The 17,855-nt window shown below is 66.7% G+C and carries 20 protein-coding genes; 9 read left to right on the plus strand and 11 right to left on the minus strand.

The features are described from left to right. Nucleotides 1-2: 2 nt before the first annotated feature. A complete protein-coding gene (locus AC13F7_RS09580) occupies nucleotides 3-710 on the minus strand; it encodes a YitT family protein (protein ID WP_123728550.1) in 708 nt (235 codons plus the stop codon). Nucleotides 711-908: 198 nt separating this feature from the next. Here AC13F7_RS09580 and AC13F7_RS09585 point away from each other — a divergent pair, with 198 nt between their 5' ends. Beyond that, the gene (locus tag AC13F7_RS09585) at nucleotides 909-1,730 is read left to right on the plus strand and encodes an alpha/beta fold hydrolase (RefSeq protein WP_482999973.1); all 822 of its coding nucleotides are present in this window, start codon (nucleotides 909-911) and stop codon (nucleotides 1,728-1,730) included. Between the two features lie 48 nt (nucleotides 1,731-1,778). On the opposite strand, the gene AC13F7_RS09590 is transcribed toward AC13F7_RS09585, so the two are convergent. From AC13F7_RS09590 to AC13F7_RS09605, 4 genes are all read right to left on the minus strand, one after another. Beyond that, nucleotides 1,779-2,762, minus strand: coding sequence for an aldo/keto reductase (locus AC13F7_RS09590; RefSeq protein ID WP_482999974.1), 984 nt, complete (start codon nucleotides 2,760-2,762; stop codon nucleotides 1,779-1,781). 147 nt (nucleotides 2,763-2,909) lie between these two features. Continuing rightward, nucleotides 2,910-3,254, minus strand: a complete 345-nt coding sequence (locus tag AC13F7_RS09595) for a hypothetical protein (protein WP_482999975.1) — start codon at nucleotides 3,252-3,254, stop codon at nucleotides 2,910-2,912. A 68-nt stretch (nucleotides 3,255-3,322) separates the two neighbouring features. Then, nucleotides 3,323-4,459, minus strand: coding sequence for a PilT/PilU family type 4a pilus ATPase (locus AC13F7_RS09600; protein WP_121043108.1), 1,137 nt, complete (start codon nucleotides 4,457-4,459; stop codon nucleotides 3,323-3,325). 51 nt (nucleotides 4,460-4,510) lie between these two features. Beyond that, entirely contained in the window at nucleotides 4,511-5,548 is a 1,038-nt protein-coding gene (locus AC13F7_RS09605) for a type IV pilus twitching motility protein PilT (protein WP_123728544.1), read from the minus strand. 108 nt (nucleotides 5,549-5,656) lie between these two features. On the opposite strand from AC13F7_RS09605, the gene AC13F7_RS09610 reads away from it, so the two are divergent. From AC13F7_RS09610 to AC13F7_RS09620, 3 genes are read left to right on the plus strand one after another with little or no spacing between them, the layout of a single operon-like run. Further along, nucleotides 5,657-6,337: a YggS family pyridoxal phosphate-dependent enzyme gene (locus AC13F7_RS09610; protein ID WP_482999976.1), complete on the plus strand. Its 681-nt coding sequence runs from the start codon at nucleotides 5,657-5,659 to the stop codon at nucleotides 6,335-6,337. A gap of 27 nt (nucleotides 6,338-6,364) precedes the next feature. Beyond that, the gene (gene proC / locus AC13F7_RS09615; protein WP_482999977.1) at nucleotides 6,365-7,186 is read left to right on the plus strand and encodes a pyrroline-5-carboxylate reductase; all 822 of its coding nucleotides are present in this window, start codon (nucleotides 6,365-6,367) and stop codon (nucleotides 7,184-7,186) included. A gap of 59 nt (nucleotides 7,187-7,245) precedes the next feature. After that, nucleotides 7,246-7,848, plus strand: a complete 603-nt coding sequence (locus AC13F7_RS09620) for a short chain dehydrogenase (RefSeq protein WP_482999978.1) — start codon at nucleotides 7,246-7,248, stop codon at nucleotides 7,846-7,848. Between the two features lie 24 nt (nucleotides 7,849-7,872). On the opposite strand, the gene soxR is transcribed toward AC13F7_RS09620, so the two are convergent. After that, nucleotides 7,873-8,307 carry a redox-sensitive transcriptional activator SoxR gene (gene soxR / locus AC13F7_RS09625; protein ID WP_482999979.1) on the minus strand — a complete coding sequence of 145 codons (435 nt, stop codon included), beginning with the start codon at nucleotides 8,305-8,307 and terminating at the stop codon, nucleotides 7,873-7,875. A 90-nt stretch (nucleotides 8,308-8,397) separates the two neighbouring features. Between soxR and AC13F7_RS09630 the strand changes: the two genes are divergently transcribed. Next, entirely contained in the window at nucleotides 8,398-9,771 is a 1,374-nt protein-coding gene (locus tag AC13F7_RS09630) for an MFS transporter (RefSeq protein WP_482999981.1), read from the plus strand. 20 nt (nucleotides 9,772-9,791) lie between these two features. On the opposite strand, the gene AC13F7_RS09635 is transcribed toward AC13F7_RS09630, so the two are convergent. Then, nucleotides 9,792-11,741, minus strand: a complete 1,950-nt coding sequence (locus AC13F7_RS09635; RefSeq protein WP_482999983.1) for an esterase/lipase family protein — start codon at nucleotides 11,739-11,741, stop codon at nucleotides 9,792-9,794. Beyond that, nucleotides 11,738-12,715 carry an Lnb N-terminal periplasmic domain-containing protein gene (locus tag AC13F7_RS09640; protein WP_483000151.1) on the minus strand — a complete coding sequence of 326 codons (978 nt, stop codon included), beginning with the start codon at nucleotides 12,713-12,715 and terminating at the stop codon, nucleotides 11,738-11,740. Before AC13F7_RS09640 ends, AC13F7_RS09635 begins: the two co-directional genes overlap by 4 nt. Before the next feature lie 212 nt (nucleotides 12,716-12,927). Between AC13F7_RS09640 and AC13F7_RS09645 the strand changes: the two genes are divergently transcribed. Continuing rightward, nucleotides 12,928-13,338, plus strand: a complete 411-nt coding sequence (locus AC13F7_RS09645) for a GFA family protein (protein WP_482999985.1) — start codon at nucleotides 12,928-12,930, stop codon at nucleotides 13,336-13,338. On the opposite strand, the gene AC13F7_RS09650 is transcribed toward AC13F7_RS09645, so the two are convergent. Beyond that, complete coding sequence (locus AC13F7_RS09650; protein WP_482999987.1) at nucleotides 13,335-13,553, minus strand: hypothetical protein; 219 nt, start codon at nucleotides 13,551-13,553, stop codon at nucleotides 13,335-13,337. The two genes, AC13F7_RS09645 and AC13F7_RS09650, sit on opposite strands and share 4 nt — an antisense overlap. Nucleotides 13,554-13,751: 198 nt before the next feature. Here AC13F7_RS09650 and AC13F7_RS09655 point away from each other — a divergent pair, with 198 nt between their 5' ends. The 3 genes from AC13F7_RS09655 (at nucleotide 13,752) to AC13F7_RS09665 (ending at nucleotide 15,968) form a co-directional block, all read left to right on the plus strand. After that, a complete protein-coding gene (locus tag AC13F7_RS09655) occupies nucleotides 13,752-14,888 on the plus strand; it encodes a PepSY-associated TM helix domain-containing protein (protein WP_482999989.1) in 1,137 nt (378 codons plus the stop codon). Further along, nucleotides 14,885-15,067 carry a hypothetical protein gene (locus AC13F7_RS09660; protein ID WP_482999990.1) on the plus strand — a complete coding sequence of 61 codons (183 nt, stop codon included), beginning with the start codon at nucleotides 14,885-14,887 and terminating at the stop codon, nucleotides 15,065-15,067. Before AC13F7_RS09655 ends, AC13F7_RS09660 begins: the two co-directional genes overlap by 4 nt. A gap of 88 nt (nucleotides 15,068-15,155) precedes the next feature. Further along, entirely contained in the window at nucleotides 15,156-15,968 is an 813-nt protein-coding gene (locus tag AC13F7_RS09665) for a sugar phosphate isomerase/epimerase family protein (protein ID WP_482999992.1), read from the plus strand. 15 nt (nucleotides 15,969-15,983) lie between these two features. Here AC13F7_RS09665 and AC13F7_RS09670 read toward each other — a convergent pair whose 3' ends face one another. Together AC13F7_RS09670 and AC13F7_RS09675 are read right to left on the minus strand one after the other, a co-directional pair. After that, a complete protein-coding gene (locus tag AC13F7_RS09670; protein ID WP_482999994.1) occupies nucleotides 15,984-16,883 on the minus strand; it encodes a LysR family transcriptional regulator in 900 nt (299 codons plus the stop codon). 60 nt (nucleotides 16,884-16,943) lie between these two features. Beyond that, nucleotides 16,944-17,822: an SDR family NAD(P)-dependent oxidoreductase gene (locus tag AC13F7_RS09675; RefSeq protein WP_482999996.1), complete on the minus strand. Its 879-nt coding sequence runs from the start codon at nucleotides 17,820-17,822 to the stop codon at nucleotides 16,944-16,946. Nucleotides 17,823-17,855: the final 33 nt, after the last annotated feature.

The raw sequence follows: 17,855 nt of genomic DNA on the forward strand, positions 1-17,855 counted from the left end.
CGTCAGACGCCCATGTAGCGGCCCGGGCGGTGGTTGAACATCAGCACCAGGCTGAGCACCACCGCACCGATCGCTGAGTACATCACCTTGGATGGGGACAGCACCGAGAACGCCACGCACATCAGCAGCGTGTCGAACGACATCTGCACCTTGCCGGCGCTCCAGCCGCGGGTGCGCTGCAGGTACACCGCCAGGATGCCGATGCCGCCCAGGCTGGCGCGGTGGCGGATGTAGAACAGGATGCCCAGGCCGGCCAGCGCCCCGCCAACGATGGCCGAGTACAGCGAGCTCATATGGGCGAAATCGGCCCAGCGCGGCAGCAGGTCGGTCAGCACGCCGCACGCAGTGACCGCCGCGAAGGTCTTCAGGGTGAATTCCCAGCCCATGCGGCGCACGGCCACCCAGTAAAACGGCAGGTTGACCAGGACGAACACCAGGCCGAAGTTCCAGCCGAAGGTGTAGTGGGCCAGGAAGGCCAGCCCGGCCATGCCGCCGATCATCAGCCCACCCTTGGCGAAGATCGCCAGGCCGAGCGAGGCGACCAGGGTCGCCAGGACCATGCCCTGCACGTCCTCGGCCACCGAATGGCGCAGCGCCTTCTCGTCGGCCACGGTGCCGGCACTGTCCGGTGGCGGGGTCAGCGGGCCTGCGGTGACCAGGTGGCCGTCAGCGTCGTCGCACGGCGCCGGGCCATGGGAATCAAGGGACATGAAGGTGGGGGGTGTGACGTGGGGAGCGGTATTAGACACGATCGGCGTGACAGATGCTGGGGAGATCGATTCAGGCCCCCCGTCTGGTCGCCCGGGACGCCAAACCGACATCTGCTTTTCATCCCGGCTGAACACCCTCTAGACGCAGCATGCACAGGTACCCCGCTGTGCCCCTCCCTCCCTCAGGAGTTCCGAGCCATGCCCTACGTCACCACCGCCGACAAGACCGAGATCTTCTACAAAGACTGGGGCAAGGGTCAGCCCCTCGTGTTCCATCACGGCTGGCCGCTCAGCGCCGACGACTGGGACACCCAGCTGCAGTTCTTCCTGCTGCAGGGCTACCGCGTGATCGCGCACGACCGCCGCGGCCATGGCCGCTCCTCGCAGACCAGCGGCGGGCATGAGATGGACACCTACGCCGCCGACGTCAATGCACTGGCAGATCACCTGGACCTGCGCGATGCGATCCACATCGGCCATTCCACCGGCGGTGGCGAAGTCGCCCATTACGTGGCGCAGGCCAAACCCGGGCGCGTGGCCAAGGCGGTGCTGATCGGCGCGGTGCCGCCGATCATGGTCAAAAGCGAGGCCAACCCGGGCGGCACGCCGAAGGAGGTCTTCGATGGCTTCCGCCAGGCACTGGTCGCGGGCCGTGCGGCGTTCTACCGCGACGTGCCGATCCCCTTCTACGGCTTCAACCGCGAGGGCACGCCCCCGCAGCAGGGCATCGTGGACAACTGGTGGCGGCAAGGCATGATGGGCGCGATCAACGCGCACTACGACTGCATCAAGGCCTTCTCGGAAACCGACTTCACCGACGACCTGAAAAAGATCGACGTACCGGTGCTCGTGATGCATGGCGATGATGATCAGATCGTGCCGATCGCCGATTCGGCGGAGCTGGCGATCAAGCTCCTCAAGCACGGGACGTTGAAGGTCTACAAAGGCTTTCCGCATGGCATGTGTACGACGCATGCGGACGTGATCAACGCGGATCTGCTGGCGTTCATTCGCGGGTGAATCAAACCGGTAGCGCACGACCGTTGGTCGTGCGCACCACCGCCCCGCTCAGCGCGCGACCAGCTTCTGCCGCTCGGCGTTGTAGCGATCGCCGACGATGGCGACGCTGTCCAGCGCCGCACCGATCTGCTGCAGCTCTGCATCACTCAACACCACGGCCACCGCGCCCAGATTTTCCTTCAGGCGGTGCAGCTTGCTCGTACCGGGAATCGGCACGATCCACGGCTTGCGCGCCAGCAGCCAGGCCAAGGCGATCTGGGCCGTTGTTGCCCCCTTGTCGGCGGCAATCGCGCTGATGCGATCCACCAACGCCTGATTGGCCTGGCGGGCTTCGGCTGCAAACCGCGGCACGCTGTTGCGGAAGTCATCGGCAGCGAACTGCGTATCCACGTTGATCGCACCGGTCAGGAAGCCCTTGCCGAGCGGGCTGAACGGCACGAAGCCGACACCCAGTTCTTCCAGCACCGGCAGTACCGCCTGCTCCGGCTCGCGCCACCACAGCGAGTACTCGCTCTGCAGCGCCGCCACCGGCTGCACGGCATGCGCGCGGCGGATGATGTCGACACCGGCTTCGGACAACCCGAAATGCTTCACCTTGCCATCGGCGATCAGGTCCTTGACCGTACCGGCCACGTCCTCGATCGGCACGTTCGGGTCGACACGGTGCTGGTAGAACAGATCGATGCGGTCGGTCTTCAGGCGCGCCAGGCTGGCCTCGGCCACCGCACGGATGCGCTCGGGGCGGCTATCGAGGCCCGCATCGGCATGGCCGTCCTTGAAACCGAACTTGGTGGCGATCACCAGCTGGTCGCGGACCGGTGCCAAGGCCTCGCCGAGCAGTTCCTCGTTGAAGAAGGGTCCGTAGGCTTCGGCCGTATCGAAGAAGGTCACGCCCTGCTCGACGGCGGCGCGCAGCAGGGCGATCGCCTCGGTGCGGTCGGTGGCCGGGCCATAGCCGTAGCTCAACCCCATGCAGCCCAACCCGAGGGCGGAAACCCGCAGGCCGCTGCGGCCCAGTTCACGTGTCTGCATGGTGGTCCTCCTGCCGGTAAGCCGGCCTCATGGGGGATAGCCACGATAGCCCTGTCGGCAGGGGGAATTGGATAGCGCCGGGTGCTGTCGGTGATGAGCGTGGCTAATCAATGCGGTGTCCCAACGCCGTTCGTACGGCCGTGGAGATCACGCCAACAAGCGTGGCACCACCCAGGCCATGCCGCCGATGACGATCACCAGTAGCAGACCCAGCTCCAGATACTGATACGCCAGCACGAAGGCCACCGCACCGCCGTTTCGCTGACGTGACTGCAGCACCAACCGGGGTGCCAGGATCGCCACATAGCCCAGGAAGACAAACAGCATCGCGACCGTGCCCATCAGCTTACCGAACAGTGCACCGAACATTGTCGACGCAGCGACGGCGAGCAACACCGCGCAGGCGCGGCCCAGCAAGCCATAGCCAACGAAGGTGTCGCCGTTTCCTGTGCCACCGAAATCCTTCCTTGACTTACGTACAAGCCAGCGCAATGCGCTGCTGAAATGAAGCGGGCCGCAAGGTTTTTGCGGCCCGCGGACGTTCTGCGGAACTCCGTTGCTCAGCGGACTTCCGAAATCTCCACCCCGTCCAGCCCCTGCGACAGCGTGCGCGCATCGCCGCCCTGCGAGAGCTTGATGCGCAGGCGCACTTCGTTCTGCGAATCCGCGTAACGCAGCGCATCTTCGTAGCTGATCTCGCCGGCCTGGTACAACTCGAACAGGCTCTGATCGAAGGTCCGCATGCCCAACTGCACCGAGTCCTTCATGACTTCCTTGAGCTTGTGGATTTCGCCGTCGCGGATGTAATCCTGCACCAGCGGCGTGCCCAGCATGATCTCCATCGCGACCTTGCGCGACTTGCCATCCGGCGAGGGAATCAGCTGCTGCGCGACCACGCCCTTGAGGTTCAGCGACAGATCCATCAGCAGCTGGTTGCGGCGGTCTTCGGGGAAGAAGTTGATGATGCGGTCCATCGCCTGGTTGGCATTGTTGGCGTGCAGCGTGCACAGCACCAGGTGACCGGTTTCGGCGAAGGCGATGGCGTGGTCCATGCCCTCGCGGGTGCGCACCTCGCCGATCATGATCACATCCGGCGCCTGGCGCAGGGTGTTCTTCAGCGCCGCTTCCCAGCTGTCGGTATCGATACCCACTTCGCGCTGGGTGATGATGCAGCCCTCGTGCTTGTGCACGAACTCGATCGGGTCTTCGATGGTGATGATATGGCCGGTCGAATTGTGGTTGCGGTAGCCGATCATCGCCGCCAGCGAGGTGGACTTGCCGGTACCGGTCGCGCCCACGAACAGGATGATGCCGCGCTTGGTCATCGCCAGCGTCTTGATGATCGGCGGCAGGCTCAGCTCTTCCACGGTGGGAATGCGCGTCTCGATCCGGCGCAGCACCATGCCGACCTGGTTGCGCTGGTAGAAGCAGCTCACGCGGAAGCGTCCGACACCGGACAGGCCGATGGCGAAATTGCACTCGTGGGTCTTCTCGAACTCTTCGCGCTGCGCCGGCGTCATCACGTTCAACACCAGATCGCGGCTCTGCTGCGGCGTCAGCGGCGTCTGGGTGATCGGTGAAATCTTGCCGTTGACCTTGATCGCCGGCGGCATGCCCGCGGTGATGAACAGGTCCGACGCCTTCTGGTGTGCCATCAGCTTGAGGAACGAGGTGAAGTCGATGGTGGTGGTGCTCATCGCGGTGTACTCCGAAGGTTTTCAGGAGCCGGCCAGCGGCCGGCACTACCACTATTCGAAAATCCGCTTGTCCTTGGCGTACTCGCGCGCCTGGTTGCGGGTGATCAGGCTGCGCTTGACCAGGTCCTGCAGATGCTGGTCCAGGGTCATCATGCCCAGCTGCTGGCCGGTCTGGATCGCCGAGTACATCTGCGCGACCTTGTCCTCGCGGATCAGGTTGCGGATGGCCGGGGTGCCGACCATGATTTCCCAGGCGGCCGTACGCCCACCACCCACCTTCTTCAGCAGCGCCTGCGAGATCACCGCGCGCAGCGACTCGGACAGCATCGAGCGCACCATCGGCTTTTCGCCGGCGGGGAACACGTCGATGATGCGGTCGATGGTCTTGGCGGCCGAGCTGGTGTGCAGCGTGCCGAACACCAGGTGGCCGGTTTCCGCAGCAGTCAGCGCCAGACGGATCGTTTCCAGATCGCGCAGTTCGCCGACCAGGATGATATCCGGATCCTCACGCAGGGCCGAGCGCAGCGCTTCGTTGAAGCCGTGCGTGTCGCGGTGTACTTCGCGCTGGTTGATCAGGCACTTCTGCGAGGTGTGCACGAATTCGATCGGGTCCTCGACGGTGAGGATGTGGCCGTATTCGTTTTTGTTGATGTGATCGATCATCGCCGCCAGCGTGGTCGACTTGCCCGAACCGGTCGGGCCAGTGACCAGGATCAGGCCCTGCGGCTGATCGATCAACTCACGGAAGATCGGCGGGCAGGCGAGGTCTTCCAGCGTGAGCACTTCCGAGGGAATGGTACGGAACACCGCACCCGCGCCACGGTTCTGGTTGAAGGCGTTGACTCGGAAGCGCGCCAGCGAGGGAATCTCGAACGAGAAATCGACCTCGAGGAATTCCTCATAATCGCGGCGCTGCTTGTCCGACATGATGTCGTACACCAGCGCGTGGACCTGCTTGTGGTCCAAGGCCGGAATATTGATGCGACGGACATCGCCGTCGACGCGGATCATCGGCGGCAAGCCGGCCGATAGATGAAGATCCGACGCTTTGTTCTTTACAGAAAACGCCAACAGCTCGGCGATATCCATGCGCTGCTACTCCCCATGACTGCTGCGACTGGAAGGTTCTTTCCCCGGGCGGCAGTATAGAGCGAGATGTGCACAATACGCTCCAGCCCCTGATCCACCGGACCCGCCGTGACCACCCACCCCCTGCCCGCCATCCTGACGAACCTGCACAACGCGGCGGCCGCCGCCGGACGGCCAGATCCGGTCCTGCTGGCGGTCTCCAAGACCCAGCCTGCCGACGCCGTGCAGGCCTTGGCCGCGCAGGGCCAGCGGGCTTTCGGGGAGAACTACGTGCAGGAGGCGGTGGCCAAGATCGAGGCACTGGCACCGCTGGGCCTGGAGTGGCACCTGATCGGCCATCTGCAGTCCAACAAGGCCGAGCTGGCCGCCCGCCATTTCGACTGGGTGCAGAGCGTGGACCGGCCCAAGCTCGTCACCGCACTGGCCGCGCACCGCCCGCCCGGCCAGCCGCCGCTGAACGTGCTGATCCAGGTCAACATCGATGACGAGGACAGCAAGCACGGTTGCGCGCCGGAGGACATCGACGCGCTCGCGGCCGCCATCGCTGCGGCGCCGCAGCTGCGCCTGCGCGGGCTAATGGCGATCCCGGCGCCCTGGCCGGACGCCGCGTGTCGCCAGGCCGCCTTCACCCGCATGGCCGCGCTGTTCGCCGCGCTGGCCGCAGCGCATCCGCAGGCGGATACGCTGTCGATGGGCATGAGCAGCGATTACCCTGAGGCCATCGCCCATGGCGCCACCATGGTCCGCATCGGCACCGCACTGTTTGGCGCACGCCCGCGACCGGTCTGAGCGCCCCGCCCGTTCCAAGGAGAGTTCATGAGCACGTCCCCCATCACCTTCATCGGCGGCGGCAACATGGCCCGCAGCCTGATCGCCGGCCTGGTCCGGCAGGGCGTGGCCCCGGCCAGCCTCCATGTCGCCGAGCCGGTCACTGAACTGCGTGAGCAGTTGACGGCTGAGTTCGGCGTCAAGACCTACGCCAGCGCGACCGAAGCCGCCGCGCAGGGCACGGTCTGGGTGCTGGCGGTAAAGCCGCAGGTGCTGCGCGATGTCTGCGCCTCGCTGACCGATATCGCCCAAGGCAAACAGCCGCTGGTGGTCTCCATCGCGGCCGGCATCACCAGCGGCCAGCTGGACCGCTGGCTGGGCGGTGGCCAGGCCGTGGTCCGTGCGATGCCCAATACGCCGGCTCTGCTCGGCGCCGGTGTGACCGGGCTGTTCGCCACCGCCGGGGTGGGCGCCGCGCAGCGCGCGCAGGCCGATACCGTGCTGGCCAGTGCCGGGCGCACCGTGTGGATCGAGGACGAAGCGCGCATGGATGCCGTCACCGCGGTCTCCGGCAGTGGCCCGGCCTATGTGTTCCTGTTGGCCGAAGCGATGGAAGCGGCCGGCATTGCGCAGGGCCTGCCTGCCGAGGCCGCCCGCACGCTGGTGGTGCAAACGCTGCTCGGTGCCTCGCGGATGCTCGATGAATCCGGCGAAGCCCCGGCCGAACTGCGTCGCCGCGTGACCTCGCCGAACGGCACCACCCAGGCGGCGATCGAGAGCTTCCAGGCTGACGGTTTCGAGGCCATCGTGTCACGCGCGATCGACGCGGCGACCACGCGTGGGCAGGCATTGTCGGCAGCGAATGATTGACGGCCAGACGCAGCCACGCACGGCGTGGCGCTACCCCTACGTTTACGGGAGACATGCATATGAAGATCCTGCTTGTCGGTGCCAGCGGCACCTTGGGCCAGGCCGTCGCCAGCACGCTCGGTGTACACCATGAACTCATCCGTGCGGGCCGCCACGGTGGCGATGTGCAGGTTGATCTGACCGACGATGCCAGCGTGGACGCGCTGTTCGCCAAGGTGGGCAAGGTCGATGCTGTGATCGCTACCACCGGGCAGGTGCACTTCGGTCCACTGGCCCAGATGCGGCCGGCCGACTTCAACCTCGGCCTGCAGGACAAACTGCTCGGCCAGGTGCGGTTGAGCCTGGCCGCGCAGCATCACGTGAACATCGGCGGCTCGATCACGTTGACCAGCGGCATCATCAGCGCCCAGCCGATCCGCGATGGCGCCAACGCCATGGCATCCAATGCCGCACTGGAAGGCTTCGTGCGCGCCGCGGCCTGCGAGCTGCTGCCGCGCGGGCTGCGCATCAATGCCGTCAGCCCGAACGTGCTGGCCGAATCGATGGACGATTACGGTGCCTACTTCCCGGGCTTCGAAGCGGTGACGGCGCAGCGCGCGTCGCTGGCCTACCAGCGCAGCGTGGAAGGCATACAGAGCGGACAGATCTTTACCGTCTGGTGAGGGCGAGCCGGCCAGCGGCCGGCACTACTCCCAGCGGCGGGGGCCGTCGCCTTGGTCGCCCAGCGCATCGCCGGGGTTGGTCAGGCGGCAGCGCTTCAACGACAGGCACCCGCAGCCGATGCAGTCGGTGAGCTGGTCGCGCAGCAGCAGCAACTGCTCGATGCGCTGGTCCAGCTCGCTGCGCCACAGCGCCGACATCTTCGCCCACTCGGCCTTGGTCGGCGTCTTGTTTTCCGGCAACGCGGCAAACGCGGACGCGACTGCTTCCAGCGGCATCCCCACCCGCTGGGCGACTCGGATCACGGCCAGCCTTCGCAGCACATCGCGCGCGAAACGGCGCTGGTTGCCAGCAGTACGCAGGCTGCGGATCAGGCCCTTGCGCTCGTAGAAGTGCAACGCCGATACCGCCACACCGCTCCGCTTGGCCACGTCGCCTACACTCAGTTCCTGCGCGATCACTGCTTGACCTCAACCTTGGTTCAGGTGGCATCCTGCCCGCCGCTGCGCTGCACTGCAAGCCCGGCCTCCCCTTTGATGTCTGGAACCCGCATGTCCGTTGATGCTGCTCCGCCGCCCGCCGCCGTTCCGGTGGTCGATGCCCCGATCCCCTCGATCCTGTCGCCCCCTTATCGCGCCACCACGATCGGCATGGTCGCGCTGGTCTCACTGCATGCCTTCGAGGCGCTGGCCGTGGCCGCAGCGATGCCGACCGTCGCCCATGACCTGGACGGACTGCGCCTGTATGCCCTGGCATTCGGCGGCACCCTGGCCACCAGCGTGATCGGGATGACGCTGTCCGGGCGCTGGAGTGATCAGCGTGGCCCGGCGCGGCCGCTGTGGCTGGGTCTGGCCTGCTTCCTGGCCGGCCTGCTGGTGGCAGGCTTCGCCCAGCACATGCCGGTGCTGGTGCTCGGCCGGTTGATGCAGGGCCTGGGTGCGGGCGCGATCTCGGTGGCGCTGTATGTGCTGGTCGGCCGATCCTTCCCCAAGCCCATGCGGCCGCGCGTGTTCGCCGCGTTCTCCGCGGGGTGGGTGGTGCCCTCGTTGATCGGCCCCAGCATCAGCGGCCTGATCCTGCAGCACCTGGGCTGGCGCTGGGTGTTCCTGATCGTGCCGCTGCTGGCGATCCCGGCGGCGTTGCTGCTGCGTCCCGCCCTGCGCCAGGTCGGCGTCGCGCCTGCAGGCAGCACCGGCCGCAACGTGGTGCCCTGGGCCGTAGGTGCGTCCCTGGGCGCGCTGGCGCTCTACATCGGCGGCCAGCAGCAGGGATGGCAGGCGGTGGCCTGGCTGGCGCCCGCACTCGCGCTGCTCGCGCTGTGCAGCTGGACGCTGCTGCCGACCGGCACGTTGACGCTGCGCCGCGGCCTGCCCAGCGTGATCGCGCTGCGCGGCATCGCCGCATCGGCGTTCTTCGGGTGCGAAGCGTTCCTGCCCCTGCTGCTGCAGCGCGAGCGTGGTTTGACGCCGGTATGGGCCGGTGTGGCATTGAGCCTGGGCGCGCTGGGCTGGTTCTCCGGCTCGTGGCTGCAGGGCCACCAGCAGCGTGGCTGGTCCCGCCGCCAGTTGCTGCTGTCTGGCGCGCTGCTGATGTGCGCGGGGATCCTGGCCACCTCGCTGGCGATCCAGCCGGGCATCCCGTTGTGGTCGGCGATGGTGGGCTGGGTGCTGACCGGGCTGGGCATGGGGTTGATCTATCCCAGCCTCTCGGTGCTGACACTGTCGCTGTCCGCGCCTGAGCACCAGGGTGCCAACACTTCGGCTCTGCAACTCAGCGAGGCGCTGGGCGTGGCGACCACCCTGGCGATCTCCGGTTCCTTGTTCGCGCTGTTCCTGGACGGCCGCGAGGTGCTGGGCTACCTGCTGACCTTCGCGATCATGCTGGTGCTGGCGCTGTTGAGCGTCGTCGTCGCACGGCGCATCTGACCCTCAGCGGGACACGCCCCTTACGGGTGCGTGTCGCCGACTTCTTTCAGATCCTCTCGCAGGATGCGGCGGATCTCCAGCACGGCCTGCGGGGTTTCCTGCACGCTGTGCCCGGAGATGATCACCTTCTCCGATACCGCGCCATCCAGATGCGCGCTCCAGTACGGCACCAGGCCATCATCGGACTGCAGCAGCGGCACCTCCGGTTTGCGCTGGGCGATGATCGAGTGGTACTTCAGCCCCGGCGTGATCGGCAGCGCGCCGGCCGCTTTCACGAACGGATCGCTGGCCTTGAGGTTGTCGATGCTGTTGGGGATCTGCAGCTTGGTCGTGCTGTTGGCCGATTCGGATTCCTGCAGGGTCACGAACACATCCTCGAACTTGCCCAGCAGGGTGATCGGCAGCCGCACCAGCCGGCCGATCAGGCGTCCTACCCGATTGCCCGCGATATCCGTGCCCTTGTGCGGGGCGGCGATGAAGATCGCCCGCTCCACGTTCGGTTCGGCGGTGAAATGCAGCAGCGGCCCCAGCTTGGTTTCCACCCGCTTCAGGCGCTCGCCCTTGAGGTCGTAGTTGGCCAGCAGATCGTTCCACAGCACATCACCGGAGGAGGTCACCAGCAGGCGCGCGAGCACACCGCCCATGCTGTGGCCGATGAACACCATGTCCTTGGAAGCCGGCGTGCTGCCGGTCGGGTCGAAGTGTTTGAGCGTGTTGTTGAAGGCCTGGTTGATCTCATAGCGGTTGAGCGCGATCGGGGCGTTGGTCGGGTAATACACCTGCCAGACCTGGAAATGCCGGCGCAGTTCGGGATCGCCCATGATCTCGTTGGCCACGTTCACCCACGCTTCCGGGCTGCTGCCCAGGCCGTGCAGCATGAAGATGATGCGGCGGTTGGGATCCCATGGCTGCATCAGGTACATGTGCGGCGCGCCGATGCCTTCGCTCAGGCCGAACAGCGTGCGCAGCGACTGGGTGGCAAAGCCGGACTGCGCCAGCCACATGCCGTAGGCCGCGGTGAAGTTGCCGGCCAGCGGCACCTTCTCACCGTGCAGGTCCACGCTCTCGGTGGACTCGGGCGAGTACACATCGAACAACACCTGGGTGGTATCCAGCACCTGCTGCAGGGTGTCGCCCTTGAAGCGCAGCAGCGCGGTGGCATTGATCGCCGACATTTCGCTGTACTGCGGAATCTCGACCTTCTCGCCATCGGCGGGGGCCACCAGCTTGGGCGGGTCCATGATCACCACCAGCTCGGCACCGAAACCATCACGGCGATAGGTGCTGCGCAGGCCGGCGAAGCTCAGCGCCGAGGCGGACACCATCCGGGTCGGGATCGTCTGCATCCGCAGCTCGTCGAAATCGGAGGTCAGCGTCCAGCGCTCACCCGCCACGGCCGCGTTGTAATCCTCGCCTTCCAGCGCGCTCTCGCGGCTGCGTTTGAACACCACCGAGGCGGTCTGTTCGGCGGCGTAGTTGTAGTAATCGCGGACCTGGGTCTGGCGATCTTCGAAAGCGCGGTCGGAGGGGGTGCGGCCGCTGAAGAACAGGTACGCATAGGCATAGCGTGCCGCTTCCAGCCAGGCGTCGAGCGCCGCATCGGACATCGGTGTCTTTTCGCGGTCCTTGGGCTTGGGGGTCAGCGCCAGCGCCGTCTTCACCCACAGCTCGGACTGCGCGGACAGGCGCTGCTCTTCGGGCAGCACGTCGGTGTGTCCCAGCGTCTTCTGGCAGGCGGCCACGTCCTTCTCGCACTGCGCCACGTCCATCCCGATCACGCTGAGCGTCTCCTGCGAGGCAGCACTGAGCTTGCCCGAGGTCAGCACGTCACCGCGCTTGTTGGCGAGGTAGTCGGTCGGCGCCACCTGCTTCATGGTGACCATCGCACAGCCGCTGGAGAGCAGCAGCGAGAGCACCACGGCCAGCATCGGCAACATGCGGTGCGGGAACAACTTCAATGCAGACATCATGGAACGCTTCCCTGCTCTGCCCCCGGGACGCCCCGGCGGATCACCTGTGAGAAATCATCGGTCTCGCTGCTGGCGCGTGCACGATCGGTAATCCGCCCGCGCGCTTTCAAGGTCTCGAACGGTACGCCCGGCGTGAGCACCCCCAGATCCCGCGCGTATTCGGCGAAATAGCCCGAGGCCAGCAGCCGGTAATCCATCGGCAGGCCCGGCGCGATCTGCTTGGCCAGTTCGTACACGATGGTGGTGCAGTTGCTGGTCAGCGTGTTGTAGAACGCCGGCGCGGCATCGAGCTTGCGGGCCTCGCCCAGGTAGGACAGGAACAAGCCCTTGAGCTGCTCATGGGTCATGCCGTGCAGGCGGTACAGATACACGTCTTCGCCCCGCGCGTTGGTACGCGTGCGCACGATGTCGGATTCCTCCGAGGCAACCAGGGTCATTTCGAACTTGCGGAAGAATCCGCCGAGCGCCGAGAACGACTCGCCGCGCTCCTTGCGGATCTCCAGCGAGAACACCAGGTAGCGGCCATCGTCGAAGCCGAAGGAGATCAGCGTGTGCGCGATCGCCGGGCCCATCCAGTAGGACATGATCAGATCGGCGGAGCGCAGCTGGTCCAGGTTGTATTCGCGCCGTATCCAGCGCGCGTCGTAGTCGGTCTCGGTGCGCCAGGTAAAGTCGCGGACGTTGTCCAGGACCACCCGGGATCCATCGACCTCGACTACCTTCAGCCGCTGCGCGACATCATCGGCCCAGACACGGTCCTGCCGCGGGGTCAGCAACAGCCACCAGATGCCCGAGAGCACCAGCGCCACGCCATACAGCACGCCCGGCCAGCGCCCGGCGCGCGCACGCGCCACGCCCACCGCACCGGTGACGGCGAACACCACCCACAGGGCAACCAGCAGATACCGCAACCAGCCCGGACCCGGCAGCTGATAGGCCAGCAAACCGGTGATCCACAGCGCCGCCAGCAGCATCAGCAGCGCCAGCCCCCATCGTCCTGCCTTTTTCACGCATCGATCCGTCGTCTATCCGGGGCGCTAGTTAGCCATAACCCCCGTGTGCGCCGCATGTCGAGCCTGTTCAGCTTCGGGCGGCGTTCACCCGCCGGCAGGTGCCGGCTCTGGCCCTGCCCGGGCGACCGGCCGCATACTTCCAGCCCTCTGAGCGGCTACAGGACGCGCCATCCATGCAGGGTCTGACCACGGTCGGGGGTGTCCCCATCCAGCGGCATCATTTACTCCGGTGTCACTGCGGCGCCGTCGTCCTGCGCCTGCACCTGCCAGACGGCGTGGTCTCGCCCCGGCGCTGCGACTGCTCGATGTGCCGGCGGCGGGGCGCGATCGTCGCCTCTGTGAAGCTGGCCGATCTGGAGGTCGTACAGGGGGACGACGAGCTGCGCCTGTATCAGTTCAACACGCAGGTAGCGCGACATCACTTCTGCGGCGTGTGTGGCATTTATACCCACCACCAGCGCCGATCATCGCCGGACGAATACGGCTACAACGTCGGCTGCCTGGACGGGATCAATCCGTTCGACATCGGTGAAGTACCGGTCAACGACGGGGTCAACCATCCCGCCGATGCCCAGCGCCCTTAGCGACGCCCCGGTCCCACCTTCTGCCACGGGGCCATGCCCTTGCGCCCGTGCAGCAGCGGGCGCTTGAGGGGCAGCCGGCGCGGCATCGGAATGCCCACTCCGGGTGCGGCGGTATCGTCCCGGCGCAGGGATTCGGCACGCTCGCCGACCAGCAGGGCCGCCACTTCTTCCAGTCCGTTGCGCATCGCGCGTGCGGCCGTCTGCAGGGGATTCATGGCAGGTCTCCAAGTGCGGTGGGGACGATCTACGCTAATGGCCGACGGGCATCGAAACCGTGAACGGAATGGGTCAACGAGATGAAAACGTCCTTCTCACCTCTTGCCAAAGATGTGAGACGCATTTGCGTTTGCGGACCCCCGTCTCGATAATCCCGGCCCATACCGCGTGCCTCCAGCCATCGCCAGAGAGCTTTCATGCAACGTGCCACCATCAAGGCCTGGTTTGTCATCCACAAGTGGACGAGCCTCGTCTGTACCTTGTTCCTGCTGCTGTTGTGCCTGACCGGCCTGCCGCTGGTGTTCGCCGAGGAGATCGCCCACCTCAGCGAGCCAGAGGTCGCCACAACCGCCGCCGACGCCACGCCGCGTGATCTGGACGCGCAGGTAAGCACCGCGCTGGCGCAGTATCCCGGCGATGTGCCGCTGTTCGTCGGTTGGGATCCGGATGCGCCCACCGTGTATGTCAACACCGGCGCCCGCGCGGACACGCCGCCGCCGCAGATGCACACCGCGCTGCTGCATGCGACCACCGGCGAGGTACTGCCGGCCGCGCAGTTCAACGAAGGCGTGATGTATTTCCTGTACCGGCTGCACACCGATCTGTTCCTCGGTCTGCCGGGCATGTTGTTCATGGGCGCGATGGGGCTGTTGTTCGCGGTCGCGATCATCTCCGGGCTGGTGCTGTACGGACCGTTCATGCGCAAGCAGCGCTTCGGCACGCTGCGCACCGGTCGCAACCGTCGGCTGGCCTGGCTGGACCTGCACAACGTACTTGGCATCGTCACCCTCGGCTGGGCACTGGTGGTGGGCATCACCGGCGCCATCAACACCATCGCCAAGCCGCTGGAACAGGCCTGGCAGAGCGAACAGCTCGGCGAGTTCGCCGCCCGCTATGCCGGCCAACCGCGCCCAGCCAGCCTGGCTTCGCTGCAGGCCGCCGTGGACACCGCCCGCGCCGCCGAGCCCGGCATGCGCCCAGCTTTTGTCAGCTTCCCCGGCACCGGCTACAGCGGTGACCATCACTATGGGGTGTTCATGCAGGGCAACACCGCGCTCACCGAACGGCTGTATCGCCCCGTACTGATCGATGCCAAGACCGGCGAGCTCACCGCGCAGCCGCAGTTGCCGACCTATATGAGCGTGCTGCTGCTGAGCCAGCCGCTGCACTTCGGCGACTACGGCAGGCTGCCGCTGAAGATCCTGTGGGTCCTGCTGGATCTGCTCACCATCGTGGTGCTGATCAGCGGCCTGTACCTGTGGGTGAAGCGCGGCAGTACCGAGGCACGCGTCACCGAGATCGAGCGCGCCGCCAAGACCGGCGGTGCCGCATGAACGCGCCGGTGCAACCACCGCGCAGCCCGTTCATCGCCCCGGCGTGGATCGCACTGGCCAGCGTGGTCGGGCTGGTCAGCGCCCTGATCGGCGACGGCGTGTTCGACGTCATCTCGTGGCTGGTGTTCACCGCGCTCATCGCGCTGGTGGTGCGGGCGTGGGTGAAACGCACGCATTGAGGCGGCGCGGACGCATCTGCACAGGATGCCGATGCCCGGATCGATAGCATGCAGCACGAGATACACATCGCGCACAGGTGTTACCCCGATGACCCGATTGCCCGGCCCCCGCTTCCTCAATACCGTCCTGCTTGGCGGCAGCACCGGCGAGAAACTCGATGCTGCCGCGGCCGCCGGGTTCGCGCAGGTTGAGCTGTGGCGCGAAGATGTCGCGTCCTCATCGGCCGCCGACGTCCGCGCCGTGCTTGCGCGCACCGGCCTGCAACTCACCGATGTGCAGGTGCTGCTGGATTTCGATGGCGCCTCCACCACCACGCGTGAGGCCAAGCGCGCAGAGGCGATGTCGTTGCTCGCACTGGCCAACGACGTGGGTGCAGGTGCCGTGCTGGTGCCCGCCTGTACGGCGACGGACTACGCACCCGAGCGCGTCACCGAGGACCTGCGCTGGCTGTGCGAGCGTGCTGCCGAGCAGGGGTTGCGGATCGCTTACGAAGGCATGGCGTGGAGCCGCCTGCATTCCACCCTGCCCTCGGCGTGGCAGCAGATCGAGCAGGTCGGCGCACCGAACCTGGACATCGTGGTCGATGCCTTCCACCTGTTCGCTGCCGGGCGTACCGCCGATGATCTTCGCGACGTTCCGGTGGAGCGCATTGCGCTGGTGCAGCTGTCGGATGTGCGGACCCAGCCGTTGCCTGGGCAGGTCACTGCACAGGCGCGGCATCACCGCTGCCTGCCGGGTGAAGGTATATGGCCGCTGGAGACGCTGATCGACGCGTTGGCGACGATGGGCTATGCCGGCCCGATCGGGCTGGAGGTGTTCAACGATGCCCTGAAGTCGCGTGATCCGCATGCCGTGGCAGCCGAGGCCATGGCGGCGTTGAACGCTGTCCTGACGCGCTGACGCGCCCTGCCCGCTTTACCGCACAGGCAGTCCAGACGCCTCAGTGGCCAGGTCCAGGAAATGCCGCAGCGCGGGCGCGGGCTCACTGGCCGGCGTGCACAGCTGCAACGCGAAGCGCGCCGCCTCGCCGGTGATCGGCCGGTAGACGATTTCGTCAGCGCGAAAGCCGACCATGCTGGCCGGCACGATTGCTACACCGGCTTCCACCGCCACCAGAGACAGCACGGCATGCATCCCGTGCGCCTCCTGTACCACCCGCGGGCTGAACCCGGCCTCCGCACAGAGATGGATCACCTGCGCATGGAAGCCCTGCCCCTCGCGCGCGGGCCACAGTACGAACGGTTCGGCCGCCAGCGCTTCAACCGGAACGGTGACCTGCTGCGCCAGCGAATGGGCGCGGGGCAGTGCAATGGCCAAGCGGTCCTCGTCGAAGTCCTGCAGCCGCATGTCCGCCGCATCATGGATCGGGGGAATCAGCACCGCCACGTCGATGCGACCCTCGCGCAGCAGCGTGAGCTGCCCTGCCGAGGTCGCTTCGATCAGCTCCAGCCGCACCTGCGGATGCTGCGCACGGAAGGCGCGGATCACCTGCGGCAACCGCCCGTAAAGCGCGCTGCCCACATAGCCCAGCCTGACCAGGCCCGTACGCCCGGCGGCGGCATCACGGGTGGCGAGCAACGCGTGGTCGGCCTGCTGCAGGATCAGGCGCGCTTCGGCCAGCAGCGTCTGGCCCGCAACCGTCAGCCCAAGCGTGCGGTTGCCGCGCTGGATCAGCTCCGCCCCGATCTCCTCTTCCAGCTTGCGGATCGCCGCGGTCAGCGGCGGCTGCGACATATGCAGACGCGCGGCCGCACGGTGGAAGTGCAGCTCCTCGGCGACGGCGACGAACTGACGGAGCTGGCGAAGATCGACCATGGGGCGGTGCCGGAACGGGAAAACAGCCGCAAGGGTAGTACGTCGGGGCGTGCGCAGGCGTCAGCGCGGCTCGATGGCAGCCTTGGCGATCTGCAGCCACTGCGCGGCGACCTGCTCCACACTGCCGGCGGACACCGCCTGCAGGTCGCGCGGATAGCGCACGCCCTGGGCCTCGGTCAGCCGCGTGGCATGGAACTGGCCGTTGCTCGCGCGCAGGATCCAGCCACCCTCGGTGCAGGCGCGCGAGGCCAGGAACACCACACCGGGTGCTACCGCCTCCGGATACAGTTCATCCGGCTCGCCGTGCACGCCCCACATGCGGGTCTTGGCCACGGGCGACACCGCATTGACCACGATGCCATGCGCCGCGCCCTCGGCCGCCAGCACGTTGACGATGCCGACCGCGGCCGACTTCGCCGCCGCGTAGGCCGCCAGCCCGTGCTGCACGTACTGCGGATACAGCGCGCGGTCGGAGGTGGTCAGCACGATGCGGCCATGCCCCTGCGCCTGCATCGCCGGCCAGGCCGCCTGGGCCAGCCACAGCGGTGCCTTGGCCGCGACCGCCATCATGTGGTCGAAGCGATCCTCGTCCACGGCCTCGATCTGTTGATACTCGACCCAGCCTGCGTTGTGCAGGATCACGTCCAGGCGGCCATGCTGCTGCAGCAGCTCGGCGACCAGTGTGGCGGCCCCGGTGCGGGTAGCGATGCCCTGATGGCTGGCCTCGACAGAGAGGCCAGCCGCTCGCAGGCACGCGACTGCCTGATCGATCCGCTGCGGATCGCTGCCGGTGCCATCCAGCCCTGCCCCGATATCCTGCATCACCACGTGTGCGCCGCGCTGTGCGAGCAACTGGCTGTAGGCGAAGCCGAGGCCGCCGGCGGCGCCGGTGACCAGAGCTACCTGGCCAGCGAAAGAAAGTGTGTCGTTGATTGTCATGCAGACAGCATCCGCCCGCTGCGGCGCGGATGC

The sequence above is a fragment of the Stenotrophomonas sp. K-6 genome (assembly GCF_056861555.1).

Coding starts and splice junctions, on each gene's coding strand:
- AC13F7_RS09580 (WP_123728550.1), bottom strand. CDS start 710: ATGTCCCTTGATTCCCATGGCCCGGCGCCGTGCGACGACGCTGACGGC.
- AC13F7_RS09585 (WP_482999973.1), top strand. CDS start 909: ATGCCCTACGTCACCACCGCCGACAAGACCGAGATCTTCTACAAAGAC.
- AC13F7_RS09590 (WP_482999974.1), bottom strand. CDS start 2,762: ATGCAGACACGTGAACTGGGCCGCAGCGGCCTGCGGGTTTCCGCCCTC.
- AC13F7_RS09600 (WP_121043108.1), bottom strand. CDS start 4,459: ATGAGCACCACCACCATCGACTTCACCTCGTTCCTCAAGCTGATGGCA.
- AC13F7_RS09605 (WP_123728544.1), bottom strand. CDS start 5,548: ATGGATATCGCCGAGCTGTTGGCGTTTTCTGTAAAGAACAAAGCGTCG.
- proC (WP_482999977.1), top strand. CDS start 6,365: ATGAGCACGTCCCCCATCACCTTCATCGGCGGCGGCAACATGGCCCGC.
- AC13F7_RS09620 (WP_482999978.1), top strand. CDS start 7,246: ATGAAGATCCTGCTTGTCGGTGCCAGCGGCACCTTGGGCCAGGCCGTC.
- AC13F7_RS09630 (WP_482999981.1), top strand. CDS start 8,398: ATGTCCGTTGATGCTGCTCCGCCGCCCGCCGCCGTTCCGGTGGTCGAT.
- AC13F7_RS09635 (WP_482999983.1), bottom strand. CDS start 11,741: ATGATGTCTGCATTGAAGTTGTTCCCGCACCGCATGTTGCCGATGCTG.
- AC13F7_RS09640 (WP_483000151.1), bottom strand. CDS start 12,715: ATGCTGCTGGCGGCGCTGTGGATCACCGGTTTGCTGGCCTATCAGCTG.
- AC13F7_RS09645 (WP_482999985.1), top strand. CDS start 12,928: ATGCAGGGTCTGACCACGGTCGGGGGTGTCCCCATCCAGCGGCATCAT.
- AC13F7_RS09650 (WP_482999987.1), bottom strand. CDS start 13,553: ATGAATCCCCTGCAGACGGCCGCACGCGCGATGCGCAACGGACTGGAA.
- AC13F7_RS09655 (WP_482999989.1), top strand. CDS start 13,752: ATGCAACGTGCCACCATCAAGGCCTGGTTTGTCATCCACAAGTGGACG.
- AC13F7_RS09660 (WP_482999990.1), top strand. CDS start 14,885: ATGAACGCGCCGGTGCAACCACCGCGCAGCCCGTTCATCGCCCCGGCG.
- AC13F7_RS09665 (WP_482999992.1), top strand. CDS start 15,156: ATGACCCGATTGCCCGGCCCCCGCTTCCTCAATACCGTCCTGCTTGGC.
- AC13F7_RS09670 (WP_482999994.1), bottom strand. CDS start 16,883: ATGGTCGATCTTCGCCAGCTCCGTCAGTTCGTCGCCGTCGCCGAGGAG.
- AC13F7_RS09675 (WP_482999996.1), bottom strand. CDS start 17,822: ATGACAATCAACGACACACTTTCTTTCGCTGGCCAGGTAGCTCTGGTC.